The organism is Streptomyces sp. RK62 (genome assembly GCF_018070255.1).
GTDB classification, from domain to species: domain Bacteria; phylum Actinomycetota; class Actinomycetes; order Streptomycetales; family Streptomycetaceae; genus Streptomyces; species Streptomyces nigra.
On sequence record NZ_JAGPYD010000017.1, the window covers coordinates 49,619 to 66,891 of the forward strand.

At 70.3% G+C, this 17,273-nt stretch carries 11 protein-coding genes; 6 read left to right on the plus strand and 5 right to left on the minus strand.

Translation table 11 applies throughout. From position 1 onward, the window contains the following. Positions 1-40: 40 nt before the first annotated feature. On the minus strand, positions 41-1,510 hold the full coding sequence (locus tag KBY32_RS29160) for a site-2 protease family protein (RefSeq protein WP_210982203.1): 1,470 nt from the start codon (positions 1,508-1,510) through the stop codon (positions 41-43). Between the two features lie 163 nt (positions 1,511-1,673). On the opposite strand from KBY32_RS29160, the gene KBY32_RS29165 reads away from it, so the two are divergent. Together KBY32_RS29165 and KBY32_RS29170 are read left to right on the plus strand one after the other, a co-directional pair. Next, on the plus strand, positions 1,674-2,696 hold the full coding sequence (locus KBY32_RS29165) for a RecB family exonuclease (protein WP_210982204.1): 1,023 nt from the start codon (positions 1,674-1,676) through the stop codon (positions 2,694-2,696). Positions 2,697-2,710: 14 nt separating this feature from the next. Beyond that, the gene (locus KBY32_RS29170) at positions 2,711-3,382 is read left to right on the plus strand and encodes a response regulator transcription factor (RefSeq protein WP_055622869.1); all 672 of its coding nucleotides are present in this window, start codon (positions 2,711-2,713) and stop codon (positions 3,380-3,382) included. 107 nt (positions 3,383-3,489) lie between these two features. Here KBY32_RS29170 and KBY32_RS29175 read toward each other — a convergent pair whose 3' ends face one another. The 4 genes from KBY32_RS29175 to metH form a co-directional block, all read right to left on the minus strand. After that, on the minus strand, positions 3,490-5,073 hold the full coding sequence (locus KBY32_RS29175; RefSeq protein WP_210982205.1) for an ABC transporter substrate-binding protein: 1,584 nt from the start codon (positions 5,071-5,073) through the stop codon (positions 3,490-3,492). A 95-nt stretch (positions 5,074-5,168) separates the two neighbouring features. Beyond that, positions 5,169-6,773, minus strand: a complete 1,605-nt coding sequence (locus tag KBY32_RS29180; RefSeq protein WP_210982206.1) for an ABC transporter substrate-binding protein — start codon at positions 6,771-6,773, stop codon at positions 5,169-5,171. A gap of 481 nt (positions 6,774-7,254) precedes the next feature. Further along, positions 7,255-7,953 (minus strand): HAD family phosphatase, encoded by a 699-nt coding sequence (locus KBY32_RS29185; RefSeq protein ID WP_210982207.1) that lies wholly within the window; start codon positions 7,951-7,953, stop codon positions 7,255-7,257. Between the two features lie 152 nt (positions 7,954-8,105). Then, complete coding sequence (gene metH / locus KBY32_RS29190) at positions 8,106-11,621, minus strand: methionine synthase (RefSeq protein WP_210982208.1); 3,516 nt, start codon at positions 11,619-11,621, stop codon at positions 8,106-8,108. 295 nt (positions 11,622-11,916) lie between these two features. Here metH and KBY32_RS29195 point away from each other — a divergent pair, with 295 nt between their 5' ends. From KBY32_RS29195 to KBY32_RS29210, 4 genes are all read left to right on the plus strand, one after another. Then, positions 11,917-12,681 (plus strand): IclR family transcriptional regulator, encoded by a 765-nt coding sequence (locus tag KBY32_RS29195; protein ID WP_055622864.1) that lies wholly within the window; start codon positions 11,917-11,919, stop codon positions 12,679-12,681. Positions 12,682-13,078: 397 nt separating this feature from the next. Beyond that, complete coding sequence (locus tag KBY32_RS29200; protein WP_055622863.1) at positions 13,079-13,873, plus strand: MIP/aquaporin family protein; 795 nt, start codon at positions 13,079-13,081, stop codon at positions 13,871-13,873. Between the two features lie 95 nt (positions 13,874-13,968). After that, positions 13,969-15,510 carry a glycerol kinase GlpK gene (gene glpK, locus KBY32_RS29205; RefSeq protein WP_210982209.1) on the plus strand — a complete coding sequence of 514 codons (1,542 nt, stop codon included), beginning with the start codon at positions 13,969-13,971 and terminating at the stop codon, positions 15,508-15,510. A gap of 49 nt (positions 15,511-15,559) precedes the next feature. Further along, entirely contained in the window at positions 15,560-17,176 is a 1,617-nt protein-coding gene (locus KBY32_RS29210) for a glycerol-3-phosphate dehydrogenase/oxidase (RefSeq protein ID WP_108706091.1), read from the plus strand. The last annotated feature ends 97 nt before the right edge of the window (positions 17,177-17,273 follow it).

A 17,273-nucleotide genomic window follows, 5' to 3' on the forward strand; every position in this document is an offset into this window, starting at 1 on the left:
CCGGCGTTTCGGTGGGCCGCCGACCACGGGCGGTGGGGGGTCAGCTGGGGCGGGCCATGGCTTTGACGAAGGCGCGCTCGACGTCGGCGGCGGACAGGACGCCGTAGATCTCGCCGGTCTCCTCGACGACGAGGTATTCGGTGGCGGGGGTGGTGCGCAGGGCGTCGAGGAGTTCTTCGCCGGAGAGTTCGGCGGAGACGCGCATGCCGTCGGTGATGTCCTGGGCGAGGCTGCTGACGGCGACCCAGGGGCGGCGGTGTTCGGGGACGCCGACGATGGCGGCTTCGCGGACGAGGGAGAGGGGGCTGCCGTCGGCGTCGACGACGACGAGGGCGCGGGCGCCGGCGGCGTTGGCGCGGCGCAGGGCTTCGGAGAGGGGGGTGTCGGCTTCGACGGGGACGGCGCGTCGGGTGAGGGCGCGGGCCTGGAGTTCCGGCAGGTGTTCGCGCAGGCGGGCCATGCGCAGGCTGTTGCCGGCGCCGGTCCAGATGATCGCGGCGAGGATGGCGGCGAGCAGGGCGTCCATGACGGTGTCCATGCCGACGTTGTCGACGGCGTCGGAGCCGAGGGCGCCGGACTGGGTGAGCCAGGGCAGGCCGATGAGGACGGAGACGGCGAGGGCGCGGCCGACCCAGGCGGCGGCGACGGTGCCGGTCATGGGTTTGCCGGTGATCTTCCAGACGACGGCGCGGAGCATGCGGCCGCCGTCGAGGGGGAGGCCGGGGAGCAGGTTGAACGCGGCGACGATGAGGTTGGAGATCATCAGTCCGGCGAGGAGGACGCCGGGGACGGTGCCGGGTTCGACGAGGCGCAGGGCGCCGTAGAAGACGCCGGAGAGGACGAGGGAGAGGAGGGGGCCGACGAAGGCGAGGACGAATTCGCGGCCGGGTGTCTCGGCTTCCTTCTCGATCTCGGAGACGCCGCCGAAGAACTGGAGCTGGATGCGGCGTACGGGCAGGCCGAAGCGGAGGGCGGCGACGGTGTGGGCGAGTTCGTGGACGAGGACGGAGGCGTAGAAGGCGATGGCGAAGAAGAGGGAGACGAGGTAGCGGGCGGCGCCGAGCTCGGGTAGGACGCGGTCGAGCTGGCCGCCGAAGACCCAGGTGATGAGTGCGGCGACGAGGAACCAGCTGGGGGCGACGTAGACGGGTACGCCGAAGGGGCGGCCCATGAGGAGTCCGCCTCGGGGGTCGCGGGGGCGCCGGGGCGGGCGGGGCTTGTCGTCGTCGGAGTGGGCGAAGGCGCGGTCGTCGTGGAGGTGCGGGGGGTGGGGGCCGTCGGTGCCGGGCGTGGTGTGCGGCGGCCGGGTGTCCTCGCCCGTGGGGTGCTGGTGGTCCTGGTCCTCGGCGGGCGGTTTTTCGTCCGGGCCGGGGCCGGTGGGGGTGCTGCCCGTCTCGGGGCCGGTGGGTGCGTCGGGCCGTCCGGGGTCGGGGGCCGGCCGGTCCGTACGGTGCTCGGTCGGCTCGTCGGTGCCGGAGCGCGGCTTCCCGCTCCCGCCGCTCTCGTCCACGGTGTCCCCTCGTTGGATGCGTCGTCCGCGCCTGCCGGGCGGAAGGTCTCGAGTCGATGGTATGCGGCGGTGCTGTGGCGTTCCGCCCCGGCACCCCGCTGGGGCTGTCCGCGGGTGCCCGTGGCTGGGTGACTGTCAGTGGTGGGCCGTAGGGTCTGTGGTCATGGAGACGAGCACGGAGGGCGCCGCGGCGGACGGCGGCGGCGAGGTCGCGGGGGCGACGGCGCCGATGACGGACGTGTACCCCACGGGGGCGGCCGTTCATGCGGGGTCGGCGGGGGCGGATGGGGAGGTGCCGGTGGAGGGCGCTGCCGGTGTGCCGTCGGTGGTGCGGGCTCCTTCGTCGCTGTCGCCGTCGCGTGCCAGTGACTTCATGCAGTGTCCGCTGCTGTACCGGTTCCGGGTGATCGACCGGCTGCCGGAGAAGCCGAGTGCGGCGGCGACGAAGGGGACGCTGGTGCACGCGGTGCTGGAGCGGCTCTTCGACGCGCCGGCGGCGGAGCGGACGGCGCCGCGGGCGAAGTCGCTGATCCCGGGGCAGTGGGACCGGCTGCGGGAGAGCCGCCCGGAGGTCGTGGAGCTGTTCGCGGACGATCCGGAGGGTGAGCGGCTGGCGACCTGGCTGGGTGAGGCGGAGCAGCTGGTGGAGCGCTGGTTCGGGCTGGAGGATCCGACGCGTCTGGAGCCGGCGGAGCGGGAGCTGTTCGTGGAGGCGGAGCTGGAGTCGGGGCTCCGGCTGCGCGGGATCATCGACCGGGTCGATGTGGCGCCCACGGGTGAGGTGCGGATCGTCGACTACAAGACGGGCAAGGCGCCCCGCCCGGAGTACGCGGAGGGCGCGCTGTTCCAGATGAAGTTCTACGCGCTGGTGGTGTGGCGGCTGAAGGGTGTGGTGCCGCGCCGGCTGCAGCTGGTGTATCTGGGCAGTGGTGATGTGCTGACGTACGACCCGGTGCTGGCGGACCTGGAGCGGGTGGAGCGCAAGCTGCTCGCGCTGTGGGAGGCGATCCGGGTGGCGACGGAGACGGGTGACTGGCGGCCGCGGCAGACGAAGCTGTGCGGCTGGTGCGATCACCGGGCGCACTGCCCGGAGTTCGGCGGCACTCCCCCGCCGTATCCGCTGACGCCGGTGTCCGGGGCGGCCGAGTCCGGGGCGGGCGCGCAGGGCAGAATGGGGCCTGCCTAGCGAAGGAGACTTACGTGGCCATCCGCGTCCTGCTGGTCGACGACCAGCCCCTGCTGCGCACCGGGTTCCGGATGATTCTGGAGGCCGAGCAGGATCTCGCGGTCGTGGGCGAGGCCGGTGACGGTCTGCAGGCCCTCGATCAGGTGCGGGCCCTGCAGCCCGATGTGGTGCTCATGGACATCCGTATGCCCCGGATGGACGGGGTGGAGGCGACGCGGCAGATCACCGGGCCCGGGCGGGACGGCCCGGCGAAGGTGCTGGTGCTGACCACGTTCGATCTCGACGAGTATGTGGTGGAGGCGCTGCGGGCGGGGGCGAGCGGCTTTCTGCTGAAGGACGCTCCGGCGACCGAGCTGGTGCAGGCGATCCGGGTGGTGGCGGCGGGTGAGGCGATGCTCGCGCCGAGCATCACGCGCCGGCTGCTGGACAAGTACGCCACGCATCTGCCGTCGGGTGACGAGCCGGTGCCGGACACGCTGCACACGCTGACGGACCGTGAGGTGGAGGTTCTGAAGCTGGTGGCGCGGGGTCTGTCGAACGCGGAGATCGCGGCGGATCTGTTCGTCAGCGAGACGACGGTGAAGACGCATGTGGGGCATGTGCTGACGAAGCTGGGGCTGCGGGACCGGGTGCAGGCCGCGGTGTACGCGTACGAGAGCGGTCTGGTGCGTCCGGGCGCGCAGTAGGGCCGGTCCCGGCCGCCGCTGCCTGCGACGGGCCCTGCGACGGACAGAGGGCGTCTCTCCGGTGGAGGGACGCCCTCTGGCGTGTGCGTGTGTGGGCGGGCCGCTGGTCAGCCCTTCTTGAGCTCCCAGAAGCGGAAGACGGTGGAGGCGTCGAGGCAGTACTCCAGGCCGTACACGTTCTCGTGGACGATGGCGTACTGCTTGCCCTGCCAGACCGGGAGGATGGGCAGTTCCTTGGCGACGATGTCCTGGAGCTTGCCGAAGGCGTCGTCGGTGGCGGCGCGGTCGCTCTCGGCGGCGGTGCTCGGGATCAGCGTGTTGGTGATGCTCTTGTTGTCGTAGTTGTTGCTGAGGACGTTGCCCTTGCCGAAGAAGGGTGCCGTGAAGTTGTCGGCGTCCGGGTAGTCCGGGACCCAGCCCTTGACGTAGACGCCGTACTTGCCCTTGGCGATGTCCTTCTCGTACTGGTCGAAGGCGACGGAGCGGACGTCGGCCTTGAAGAGGCCGCTGTCGTTGAGCTGCTTGGCGATGGCCTTGAGCTGCTGGTCGGTGGCCGGGCCGTAGCGGGACGGAGTGGACCACAGGGTCAGTTCGACCTTGCCGGTGATGCCGTCGTTCTGCAGGGCGGCGGCGGCCTTGGCGCGGGAGGGGCGGGCGCCGTAGGTGTCGAAGAAGGCGGTGTTGTGGCCGGCGATGCCGGCCGGGATGATCGAGTAGAGCGGGCTGGCGGTGCCCTCGTGGACGTCCCGGATGAGGGCGTCGCGGTCGAGCAGGTAGGCGATGGCCTTGCGGACGCCGAGCTGTCCGGTGACCGGGTCGTCCATGTTGAAGACGAGGTGCTGGACCTCGGCGCTGCTGCCCTCGACGACCTCGACGCCGGAGGCGTCGGTGCCGGCCTTCTCGATGTCGGCGATGTCGCCGGCGGTGAGGCCTCGGTAGGCGATGTCGATGTCCTCGGCGAGCAGGGCGCGCTTGAGGCGCTGCTGGTCGCCGCGGAAGAACTTGAGGGTGACGCCGCTGTTCTTGACCTCGGCGGTGCCCTTGTAGTTCTCGTTGACGGTGAAGACGGCCTGGTCGTCGTTGAACTCTTCGAGCTTGTACGGGCCGGAGCCGACGGCTTCGCCGTCCTCGCGCAGGCCGTCGGCGTCGTACTGGTCCTGGTCGACGATGGAGCCGGCGCCGGAGGCGATCTTGCTGGGGAAGGTGGCGTCCGGGGTGTTGAGCCGGAAGACGACGGTCCGCTCGTCGGGGGTCTCGACCTTGTCCAGGGTGGAGAACATGACGGCGGGGCCGTCGGGGTCGTCGATCTTGAGCATCCGGTCGAAGGAGAACTTGACGTCCGCGGCGGTGAGTTCGTCACCGTTGCTGAACTTCAGGCCGTCCTTGAGGGCGCACTTGTAGACGGTGGCCCCGGTGTCGGAGAAGGAGCACTGCTCGGCGGCTTCGGGCTGGGGTTCGGTGGCGCCCTTGGGGAAGCTGAGCAGCGACTGGAAGACGTTGTTGAACAGCAGCCAGGAGCCCGGGTCGTAGCCGGAGGCGGGGTCGGTGGCGAGGACGTCGTCGGACATCCCCATGACCACGGTGTTCCCGTCGCCCCCTGCGTCCCCGGATTCCGTTCCGCAGCCGGTCAACAGGCCGGAGGCCAGCCCTGCCACGAGGGGCAGCACCGGCCAGTGCTTGCGCATGTTCACTTACGAGCGCCTTGTCGTCGGTTGTGTGAGGAACCCGGGCCCGTCGGGGAGCCGGGCGGGTCCGGCGCCCCGGGTGGGGGCGCCGGACGGGGGTGTCAGCCGCTCACGCCGCGGCCGAGCTCCCAGAGCTGGAGGGTGGAGGAGGAGTTGAGCGCGTAGGCCGTGCCCGTGATGTCGTCGCCGGCGGCGACGTACTGCTTGCCCTGCCACAGCGGGATGAACGGCACGTCGTTGGCGACGATGTCCTGGATCTCGGTGAGGCTGCCGGTCGCGGCGATCCGGTCGGCGGCGCGCCGCGACTCGGGGATCAGGCTGTTGCGGACGCGGGCGTTGGCGTAGGGCGAGCCGAGGAAGTTGTCCTTGTCGAGGAACGGGGCGACGTAGTTGTCGGCGTCGGGGAAGTCCGGGAACCAGCCCATGCCGTAGACCTCGTACTTGCCCTTCTTCTCCGCGGGGCGGAACACGTCCCAGGGCGCGCCCTTGATGTCGACGTCGAACAGGCCGCTGCCGTTGAGCTGCTCCTTCAGCAGCTCGAACTCCTTCTTCGTGGCCGGACCGTAGTGGTCGGTGGTGTAGTGCAGCGTCAGCTGGACCGGGGTGGTGACACCGGCCCGCTCCAGGATGTTCTTGGCCTTGGCGGTGCTGGGGTCGCCGTACTTGTTGAAGAAGGCGTTGGAGTGCCCGGTGATGCTGGCGGGGACGAGCGAGTAGAGGGGCTCGGCCTGGGAGCCGTACACCTTGGAGACGAGTTCGCCGCGGTCGATCAGCTGGGCCATGGCCTGGCGGACGGCCTTGCTGCGGACGGTGGAGTCGTTCGTGTTGAAGGCGAGGTAGCGGATCTCGAGGCCGGCGAGGTCGATGAGGTCGACGTCGTCGTCGGAGTCGGCGGCCAGCGCGTCGATCTGCTCGGGCGACATGGCGCGGGTCATGACGTCGATGTCGCCGCGGTCGAGGGCGGCGCCCATCTCGTCGGCGCTGTCGAAGTTGCGCATCTCGACCTTGTCGTTGTTCACCTTGAGGCTCCCCTTGTACTCGGGGTTCTTGGTGAACACGGCGGAGACGAGCTTGTCGCCCTCGACGTCGGCCTTGAAGGTGTAGGGGCCGGAGCCGTCGACCTCGAAGCCGTCGCGCAGCTTCTTCTTGTCGTACGCGTCCGGGTCGACGATGCCGGCGACCGGGGTGGACAGCTTGTACGGGAAGGTGGCGTCGGCGGTCTTGAGGTGGAAGACGACCTCGCGGTCGCCGCGCGTCTCGACGGTGTCGATGGTGGACAGCAGGGCGAAGACGCCGCTGTCGGCCTTCAGGGAGAGGGCGCGGTCGATGGAGTACTTCACGTCGTCCGCGGTGACGGGGTCGCCGTCGGCGAAGGTGAGGTCCTTGCGCAGGGTGCAGGCGTAGCGTTCGTTGCCGCTGTCCGTGAAGCTGCAGCTCTCGGCGGCCTCGGGGACGGGCTCGCCCTCGCCGCGGGGCTGGATCATGAGGGTCTGCACGGTCTGGCGCAGGACGTTCCACAGGCCGACGTCGTAGGCCCAGGCCGGGTCGAGCGGTGCGGGGCTCTCCTCCGAGGCAGTGAACACGTCCGTGGTGCCCACGACGATCGCGTCGCCGCCGCCGCTGCCGCTGTCGGTTCCGCCGCAGGCGGCGAGAACCGGCGCGAGCAGGCCGATGACGACCGGCAGCACCAAAGTCTTACGGTTCATGCTCGGGTTTCTCCAGCTGTTGTCTCCGTGTACCCGGCATGCAGAGGGTGGTGCGGCCGATCACGGGGTAAGGGCGATGTTCTCGCGATGAGATTAGTCCGCGCCCACAGGACGGTTGGAGGGGACCGGAGTTGGGGCTTCCTCACTCAGTGGAATCGGGTGTGGACGCACCGGAAGGCCGAGGGCGGAAGGATTGGCGCACGGGTCCATCAATCGGGACACAAGGGTGGGCTCAAAACCGTTGTTCGGGGGCGGACCGCGCGAGGCGGGCGCCCCCGAGTGCGCCTCGGGAGTGGCGAACGTCACAGGTTGGACGATCTTGGAGAGCGCTGGAATTCGGCCGTCCGGCGCGTTCGAATTTACGCGCGGAATTTCTCCGCAATCGGCGCTGCACGCTCGGTGAACAGGCGGATGAAGAAGCGGGTGAACGGCCGGCGCATTCGAGTTGTCATGACAGTGACGAGTCGTGGTCGAACTGTCATCAGGCGGCTGTCATCAGCCCGCGGAGAAATGCCAGATCGACGTGTTCCAGCGAGGGCACGACCGTGCGGCGGGCGGCCGGGGCGATGGGGGCGATCGAGGGGACGGCGACCACCTGGCAGCCGGCGGCCTCGGCGGCGGCGACCCCGGTCGCCGTGTCCTCGACGACCGCGCAGCGCGCGGGGTCCGCGCCCAGGCCGGCCGCGGCGAGCAGATAGGGGTCGGGGTGGGGCTTGGTGCGGCTCACCTCGTCGCCGGCGACGGTGAGCGCGAAGTGCTGCGGGCCCAGCGTGGTGAGCACACGGTCGATGATGCGGCGGTGCGAGGCGGAGACCAGGGCGGTGGGGACGCCGTGCTCGGACAGCTCGGCGAGCAGCCGGGCGGCTCCCGGCATCAGCGGCAGGGAGCGGTCGATACGGTCCTCGAAGCCCTGGTTGAGCAGCACCGTGAGCTCGTCCAGGCCGATGTCGGCGCCGGTGGCCTCGATGAGGAAGCCGGCGCTGCGGGTCATGGGCCCGCCGACCACGACATGGCGCCAGGTGTCGTCGAGGGTGTGGCCGAGGGAGGCGAAGACCTCGACCTCGACGTCCCACCAGAAGCCCTCGGAGTCCACCAGGGTGCCGTCCATGTCGAGGAGAACGGCCTGCAGGGCCGAGCCGTCGGCCGTACGGGTCGACGGCGCGGGGACGGTGCTGGTCATCCACGTACCTCCTTCTAGGGACGACCAGGCCGGTTCCCACGGAGGGAACCGGCCTGCGGTGGACCGTCCAGTGTACGACGCTCGCCGGGGTATCGCCCGGTACACCCGATGTGCCTCCCGGCACACCGGTCGCACGGGCCCCGGCGCGGGCGTCAGCGTGCGTTGAAGTACTTGGCCTCCGGGTGGTGGATCACGATGGCGTCCGTGGACTGCTCGGGGTGCAGCTGGAACTCCTCGGAGAGGTGGACGCCGATGCGCTCGGGCCGCAGCAGGTCGGCGATCTTCGCGCGGTCCTCCAGGTCGGGGCAGGCGCCGTAGCCGAGGGAGAAGCGGGCGCCCCGGTACTTCAGGGAGAACATGTCCTCGATGGCGGCCGGGTCCTCGCCGGCGAAGCCCAGTTCCGAGCGCACGCGCGCGTGCCAGTACTCGGCGAGGGCTTCGGCGAGCTGGACGGACAGGCCGTGCAGTTCGAGGTAGTCGCGGTAGGCGTTGGCCTCGAAGAGCCGGGCGGTCTCCTCGCCGATGCGGGAGCCGACGGTGACGACCTGGAAGCCGACGACGTCCGTCTCGCCGGACTCCTGCGGGCGGAAGAAGTCCGCGAGACACAGGCGGCGGCCGCGGCGCTGGCGGGGGAAGGTGAAGCGGGTCCGTTCGTTGCCGTGCTCGTCGAGGACGATCAGGTCGTCGTCCTTGGACACGCACGGGAAGTAGCCGTGGACGACGGCCGCCTCGAGGAGGTTGTCGGTCTGGAGACGGTCGAGCAGACCGCGCAGCCGGGGCCGGCCCTCGGTCTCGACGAGTTCCTGGTACGACGGCCCGTCACCGGCGCGGGACTCCTTCAGCCCCCACTGGCCCTTGAAGAGGGCGCCCTCGTCCAGCCAGGAGGCGTACTCCTTGAGCTGGATGCCCTTGCTGACGCGGGTGCCCCAGAACGGCGGTTCGGGCACGGGGTTGTCGGTGGCGACGTCGGAGCGCACGGGCCCGTCCTCGGGCCGCTCCTCGACCACGGTCTGCGCAGTGGCCCGCACCCGGCGCTGCCGGAGCTCGGGGAGCTTGGCGCCGGGCACGCCCCGCTTGACGCCGATGAGGGCGTCCATCAGGCGCAGGCCCTCGAAGGCGTCGCGGGCGTAGCGGACCTCGCCCTCGTAGACCTCGTGCAGGTCCTGTTCGACGTAGGCGCGGGTCAGGGCGGCGCCGCCGAGGATGACCGGGTAGTCGGCGGCGAGGCCGCGCTGGTTCAGCTCCTCCAGGTTCTCCTTCATGATCACGGTGGACTTCACCAGGAGACCGGACATGCCGATGACGTCGGCGCGGTGCTCCTCGGCGGCTTCCAGGATCGCGGAGACGGGCTGCTTGATGCCCAGGTTGACCACGTTGTAGCCGTTGTTGGACAGGATGATGTCCACGAGGTTCTTGCCGATGTCGTGGACGTCGCCGCGGACGGTGGCCAGCACGATGGTGCCCTTGCCCTCGTCGTCGGTCTTCTCCATGTGCGGTTCGAGGTAGGCGACGGCGGCCTTCATGACCTCGGCGGACTGCAGCACGAACGGCAGCTGCATCTGCCCGGAGCCGAACAGCTCGCCGACGACCTTCATGCCGTCCAGCAGCGTCTCGTTGACGATGTCCAGGGCGGGCCGGTCCTGCAGGGCCGCGTCGAGGTCGGCCTCCAGGCCGTTGCGCTCGCCGTCGATGATGCGCCGCTTGAGGCGCTCGTCCAGCGGCAGCGCGGCCAGTTCCTCGGCCTTGCCGGCCTTGAGGGACTTGGCGGTGGCGCCCTCGAACAGCGCCATCAGCTTCTGCAGCGGGTCGTAGCCCTCGGCGCGCCGGTCGTGGATGAGGTCGAGGGCCGTCTGCACCTCTTCCTCGCTGAAGCGGGCGATCGGCAGGATCTTGCTGGCGTGCACGATCGCCGAGTCCAGGCCGGCCTTCACGCACTCGTCCAGGAAGACGGAGTTGAGCAGGATGCGGGCGGCCGGGTTGAGGCCGAAGGAGATGTTGGACAGGCCGAGCGTGGTCTGGACGTCGGGGTGGCGGCGCTTGAGTTCGCGGATGGCCTCGATGGTGGCGATGCCGTCCTTGCGGGACTCCTCCTGACCGGTGCAGATGGTGAAGGTCAGGGTGTCGATGAGGATGTCCGACTCGTGGATGCCCCAGTTCCCGGTGAGGTCGTCGATCAGCCGTTCGGCGATCTCGACCTTCTTCTCGGGGGTGCGGGCCTGCCCCTCCTCGTCGATGGTCAGCGCGATCAGCGCGGCGCCGTGCTCGCGGGCCAGTGCGGTGACGCGGGCGAAGCGGGACTCGGGGCCGTCGCCGTCCTCGTAGTTGACGGAGTTGATGACGGCGCGTCCGCCAAGCTTCTCCAGGCCGGCCCGGATGACGTCGACCTCGGTGGAGTCCAGCACGATCGGCAGGGTGGAGGCGGTCGCGAACCGCCCGGCGAGTTCGCGCATGTCGGCGACGCCGTCGCGGCCGACGTAGTCCACGCACAGGTCGAGCATGTGCGCGCCCTCGCGGATCTGCTCGCGGGCGATCTCCACGCAGTCGTCCCAGCGGCCGTCCAGCATGGCCTCGCGGAACTTCTTGGAGCCGTTGGCGTTGGTGCGTTCGCCGATGGCCAGGTAGGAGGTGTCCTGCCGGAACGGGACGGTCTGGTAGAGCGAGGCGGCGCCCGGCTCGGGCTGCGGGGTCCGCTCGGTCGGGGCGAGGTCCCGGACCCGCTCGACGAGCCGGCGCAGATGCTCGGGCGTGGTGCCGCAGCAGCCGCCGACCAGGGACAGCCCGTAGTCGCGGACGAAGGTCTCGTGGGCGTCCGCCAGCTCGGGCGCGGTCAGCGGGTAGGTGGCGCCGTCCTTGCCGAGGACAGGGAGGCCGGCGTTCGGCATACACGACAGCGGGATGCGCGAGTGCCGGGAGAGATAGCGCAGGTGCTCGCTCATCTCGGCGGGGCCGGTGGCGCAGTTCATGCCGATCATGTCGATGCCGAGCGGCTCCAGGGCCGTCAGGGCGGCGCCGATCTCGGAGCCGAGCAGCATGGTGCCGGTGGTCTCGACGGTGACGGAGACGATGATCGGAAGGTCCAGGCCGGACAGCTCGCGGGCGCGCTGGGCGCCGATGACGGCGGCCTTGGTCTGCAGCAGGTCCTGGGTGGTCTCGACGATGAGCGCGTCGGCGCCACCGGAGATCAGGCCCTCGGCGTTCTGCTGGAACGCGTCACGGATGGTGGTGTAGCCGATGTGGCCGAGGGTGGGGAGCTTGGTGCCGGGGCCGATGGAGCCCAGCACCCAGCGGTCGCGCCCGTCGCGGGCGGCGAAGGCGTCGGCGGTCTCCCGGGCGATACGGGCGCCGGCCTCGGACAGCTCGAAGACCCGTTCGGGGATGTCGTACTCGGCCATCGCGGCGTGGTTGGCGCCGAAGGTGTTCGTCTCGACGCAGTCCACGCCCGCGTCGAAGTACGCCTCGTGCACGGAGCGGACGATGTCCGGCCGGGTCACGTTCAGGATCTCGTTGCAGCCCTCGAGATTCTGGAAGTCCTCGAGTGTGGGGTCCTGGGCCTGCAACATGGTGCCCATCGCTCCGTCGGCGACGACCACTCGGGTGGCGAGGGCCTGACGGAGAGCGGACACACGGGTCCGGCTGTCGGCGGAAGGGGTCGGTGGCAACGAGGCCATGAAAGGGCTCCCTGGAGTGCGACGGCTGTCGGCTTTGCGCCCGCAGGGCAGGTTCCGCGGCGGGCGCACCTCGCCAGCGTAGCCGGGAGCGCGGCGCGATGGTCGGGGCGTCCACGGGGCGGGACGCGGACGGCGTGGGGGCGGCACCCGGTATACGTGTGTCGCGGTCCGGATGGATGAAGTCCGACGGACCATTAGCGGAGCGTCGACATGGACCGGTAGTGTTCGACATTGCCGAACGACGGCAGCGACGTCGTGTAGGTCGACGGTCGAAGGGGACGGAGGCAGTACGGCGATGGCACGGAACATCCAGTCGCTCGAACGGGCGGCCGCGATGCTGCGGCTGCTCGCGGGCGGTGAGCGGCGCCTCGGCCTGTCGGACATCGCCTCCTCCCTGGGCCTCGCCAAGGGCACCGCCCACGGGATCCTGCGCACCCTCCAGCAGGAGGGGTTCGTCGAGCAGGACGAGGCGTCCGGGCGCTATCAGCTGGGCGCCGAGCTGCTGCGTCTGGGCACGACCTATTTGGACGTCCACGAGCTGCGCGCCCGTGCGCTGGTCTGGACGGACGACCTGGCCCGCTCCAGCGGGGAGAGCGTCTACCTGGGCGTGCTGCACCAGCAGGGCGTACTGATCGTGCACCACGTCTTCCGCCCGGACGACAGCCGGCAGGTGCTGGAGATAGGGGCCATGCAGCCGCTGCACTCCACCGCCCTGGGCAAGGTGCTGTCGGCGTACGACCCGGTCGCGCACAGCGAGGCCATCGAGGCCGGCCGCAAGGCGTTCACCGAGCGCACGGTGTGCGACCTGGACGACTTCGAGCATCTGCTCGACATGACCCGCGCGCGCGGGTACGCCGCGGACGTCGAGGAGACCTGGGAGGGCGTCGCGTCGGTCGCCGCCCCCATCCACGACCGGCGCCGTATGCCGGTGGGCGCGGTGGGCATCACCGGCGCGGTGGAGCGGCTGTGCCGCGAGGGCGAGCTGCGCCCGGAGCTGATCGCTGCGGTACGGGACTGTGCCCGCGCGGTGTCGCGGGATCTGGGCGCCGGGCGGTTCTGAGCCCGGTGGCACGGCCCGGCCTGCTCACGGCCGGGCTCAGCCGATGAGACACGACGACCGGGGCGCCGTACGGCGTTCCGGGCCTCCGCATGTTCGCGCGTGAGTCCCCGCCGACCACGCAGCGTGCCTCCTACGCGCCGGTACGCGCACACCTTGGTTATCGATAAATCAACACAGCCGATAACGATCGAGCATTCGGTAACAGGACCCTTGACGCACACCTGACGCCGGGGCAAGACTCCCGTCCATCGGTCGGCATTGTCGAACACCTACCGGCAATACGCGCTAGAGTGGGACAACGCCAGAGGCCGGCATCGCTCTCATCCCGAGAGCAACGCGAACCACCGGAGGGACCCGGGGTTCGGCTTCCCCTGGACGAAGGACAAAGGAGTCGCGGGTGTCCAGCTCCGACATCTTCATCGGCGAGACCATCGGTACCGCCATACTCATCCTGCTCGGCGGCGGCGTCTGCGCCGCTGTCACGCTGAAGGCCTCCAAGGCCCGTAACGCCGGCTGGCTCGCCATCACCTTCGGGTGGGGCTTCGCGGTGCTCACGGCGGTCTACACCTCGGCACCGCTCTCCGGCGCCCACCTCAACCCGGCCGTCACCATCGGCATCGCGATCAAGGACAACGCCTGGGGCGACGTCCCGACGTACTTCGCCGGACAGCTCCTCGGCGCCATGATCGGCGCGGCGCTGGTGTGGGCCGCCTACGCCGGACAGTTCCACGCCCACCTCACCGACAAGGACATCGTCGGCGGCCCGGGCGCGCAGGCCACGACCGCCAAGGCCGTCGAGGCGCAGGAGAAGGGCGCCGGTCCCGTCCTGGGCGTCTTCTCCACCGGTCCCGAGATCCGCAACGTCGTGCAGAACCTGATCACGGAGATCATCGGCACCGTGGTGCTGGTGCTCGCGGTCCTCACCCAGGGCCTCAACGACAGCGGCAAGGGCCTCGGCACCCTGGGTGCCCTGATCACCGCGTTCGTGGTCGTGTCCATCGGTCTGTCGCTCGGCGGCCCGACCGGGTACGCGATCAACCCGGCCCGTGACCTCGGTCCGAGAATCGTCCACGCCCTTCTGCCCCTGCCCAACAAGGGGGGCTCCGACTGGGGCTACGCCTGGATCCCGGTGGTCGGCCCGCTCGTCGGCGGCGCCATCGCGGCAGGCATCTACAACGTCGCCTTCGCCTAGAAGGAGCGCTTCACCCGTCCGGGTGAGACGCACCGAAACTCTCGGCGCACGCCGTACGTAAAGCCCCATAACCACGGAACCTCCAGGAGCTAACTGTGACCGACGCCCACACCGCCGGCCCCTTCATCGCCGCGATCGACCAGGGCACGACCTCCTCCCGCTGCATCGTCTTCGACCGCGACGGCCGCATCGTCTCCGTCGACCAGAAGGAGCACGAGCAGATCTTCCCGAAGCCGGGCTGGGTCGAGCACGACGCCACGGAGATCTGGACCAACGTCCAGGAGGTCGTCGCCGGAGCCATCGAGAAGGCCGGCATCACCCGGGACGACATCAAGGCCATCGGCATCACCAACCAGCGCGAGACCACCGTGCTGTGGGACAAGAACACCGGTGAGCCCGTCCACAACGCCATCGTCTGGCAGGACACCCGCACCGACGCCCTGTGCCGTGAGCTCGGCCGCAACGTCGGGCAGGACCGCTTCCGCCGCGAGACCGGTCTGCCCCTCGCCTCCTACTTCGCCGGTCCCAAGGCCCGCTGGCTGCTGGACAACGTCGAGGGCCTCAAGGAGCGCGCCGAGGCCGGTGACATCCTCTTCGGCACCATGGACACCTGGGTCATCTGGAACCTGACCGGCGGTGTCAACGGCGGCAAGCACGTCACCGACGTCACGAACGCGTCCCGCACCATGCTGATGAACCTGCACACCATGGAGTGGGACGACAAGATCGCCGAGTCGATCGGCGTGCCGCTGCAGATCCTGCCCGAGATCCGGTCCTCCGCGGAGATCTACGGCGAGGTCACCGGCGGCAAGCTGGGCGACCTGCTCGGCGGCATCCCGGTCGCCTCCGCGCTCGGCGACCAGCAGGCGGCCCTGTTCGGCCAGACCTGTTTCGCCGAGGGCGAGGTCAAGTCGACGTACGGCACCGGCACCTTCATGGTGATGAACACCGGTGACAAGATCATCAACTCCTACGCGGGGCTGCTGACCACCGTCGGCTACAAGATCGGCGACCAGGACACGGTCTACGCCCTGGAGGGCTCGATCGCCGTCACGGGCTCCCTGGTGCAGTGGATGCGCGACCAGATGGGGCTGATCTCCACCGCAGCCGAGATCGAGACGCTCGCGCTCTCGGTCGAGGACAACGGCGGCGCCTACTTCGTGCCGGCCTTCTCCGGCCTGTTCGCCCCGCACTGGCGTTCCGACGCCCGCGGTGTGATCGCCGGTCTGACCCGCTACGTCACCAAGGCGCACCTCGCGCGCGCCGTCCTGGAGGCCACCGCCTGGCAGACCCGGGAGATCGCCGACGCCATGGTCAAGGACTCCGGCGACGAGTTGGTGGCCCTCAAGGTCGACGGCGGCATGACCTCCAACAACCTGCTGATGCAGACCCTCTCGGACTTCCTGGACGCCCCCGTGGTGCGCCCGATGGTCGCCGAGACCACCTGCCTCGGTGCCGCCTACGCCGCCGGTCTCGCCGTCGGCTTCTGGTCCAGCACGGACGAACTGCGCGCCAACTGGCGCCGGGCCGCCGAGTGGACCCCCCGCATGGACGCGGAGACCCGCGACCGTGAGTACAAGAACTGGCTCAAGGCCGTCGAGCGGACCATGGGCTGGATCGAGGACGACGAGAGCTGAGCACAGCCCTCGCCAGCTCTCGAACTCTGATGAGGAGCAATAACCCGACATGACCAGTCAGACCACCCTGCAGTCCGTGCCTGCCCTCGGTACGCACCCGGCCTCCGGCTCCCACCCGAGCCGCGCCGAGACCCGGGAGCAGCTCTCCAAGGCGTCGTACGACCTCCTCGTGATCGGCGGCGGCATCCTGGGCATCTCCACCGCCTGGCACGCCGCGCAGTCCGGCCTCAGGGTGGCCCTGGTCGACGCCGGTGACTTCGCCGGCGCCACCTCCTCCGCCTCCTCCAAGCTTCTTCACGGCGGTCTGCGCTACCTGCAGACCGGCGCGGTGAAGCTGGTGGCGGAGAACCACTTCGAGCGCCGTGCGGTCTCCCGCCAGGTGGCCCCCCACCTGGCGAACCCGCTGACCTTCTACCTCCCCGTGTACAAGGGCGGGCCGCACGGCGCCGCGAAGCTCGGGGCGGGCGTCTTCGCCTACTCCGCGCTCTCCGCCTTCGGTGACGGCGTCGGCCACCTCCTGTCCCCCGCCAAGGCGGCGCAGGACGTGCCGGAGCTGCGCACCGAGAACCTGAAGGCCGTGGCCGTGTACGGCGACGACCAGATGAACGACGCGCGCATGGCGCTGATGACGGTCCGCGCGGCCGTCGAGTCCGGTGCCGTCGTGCTGAACCACGCCGAGGTCACCGGACTGCGCTTCACGCAGGGCCGGGTGACCGGCGCCGATCTGCGGGACCGGCTGTCCGGCGACGAGTTCGGGGTGAACGCCCGGCTGGTGCTGAACGCGACCGGCCCCTGGGTCGACCACCTGCGCAAGATGGAGGACCCGAACGCGGCCCCGTCGATCCGGCTGTCGAAGGGCGCCCACCTGGTCCTGAAGCGGACCTCGCCCTGGAAGGCGGCGCTGGCCACCCCGATCGACAAGTACCGCATCACGTTCGCCCTGCCGTGGGAGGACATGCTGCTGCTGGGCACCACCGACGAGATGTACGAGGGCGACCCGGCGGACGTCGCGGTCACCGAGAAGGACACGGCCCAGATACTCGACGAGGCCGCGTTCTCCGTCCGCGACCAGCAGCTCGACCGCGATCTGATCACGTACGCCTTCGCGGGTCTGCGGGTGCTGCCGGGCGGCCCCGGTGACACGGCGAAGGCCAAGCGCGAGACGGTCGTGACCGAGGGACGCGGCGGGATGCTGTCCGTGGCGGGCGGCAAGTGGACGACGTTCCGGCACATCGGCCGGACCATCATGAAGAAGCTGGAGTCGCTGCCGGGCGCCCCGCTGGGCGACGACTTCGAGCCGGTCTCCGCGCTGCCGAAGAAGCTGCCGCTGCCCGGTATCGCGAACCCGCGCGCGGTCGCGCACCGGCTGCTGACCGACCGCCCTGCTCCGGGTCCGCGGATGGCGGCCGACACCGCCCGGCACCTGGCCACGCACTACGGTTCGCTGGCCTTCGACATCGCCCGTATCGCCAACGAGAACCCGGAGCTGGGCGAGCGTGTCCACCCGGACGCCCCGGAGATCTGGGCGCAGGTCGTCTACGCCCGGGACAACGAGTGGGCGGAGACGGCGGACGACGTGCTGCGCCGCCGGACGACGCTGACGATCCGGGGCCTGGCCACGGACGACGTCCGCGCGAAGGTGCAGGACCTGCTCGACAAGAAGTGACCTCGCGCGCGGCGGGCGGTTTTCGCCGGATGAGCAGTCCGCCGCGTCGGGTCCGGCCACTCCCCTGACCACGCCGGACCGTGTGAGGGCGGCCCCT

Excerpts from the sequence above, each read along its gene's own strand:
- KBY32_RS29165 (WP_210982204.1), top strand. The coding sequence starts at position 1,674 with ATGGAGACGAGCACGGAGGGCGCCGCGGCGGACGGCGGCGGCGAGGTC.
- KBY32_RS29180 (WP_210982206.1), bottom strand. The coding sequence starts at position 6,773 with ATGAACCGTAAGACTTTGGTGCTGCCGGTCGTCATCGGCCTGCTCGCG.
- KBY32_RS29185 (WP_210982207.1), bottom strand. The coding sequence starts at position 7,953 with ATGACCAGCACCGTCCCCGCGCCGTCGACCCGTACGGCCGACGGCTCG.
- metH (WP_210982208.1), bottom strand. The coding sequence starts at position 11,621 with ATGGCCTCGTTGCCACCGACCCCTTCCGCCGACAGCCGGACCCGTGTG.
- KBY32_RS29195 (WP_055622864.1), top strand. The coding sequence starts at position 11,917 with ATGGCACGGAACATCCAGTCGCTCGAACGGGCGGCCGCGATGCTGCGG.
- KBY32_RS29210 (WP_108706091.1), top strand. The coding sequence starts at position 15,560 with ATGACCAGTCAGACCACCCTGCAGTCCGTGCCTGCCCTCGGTACGCAC.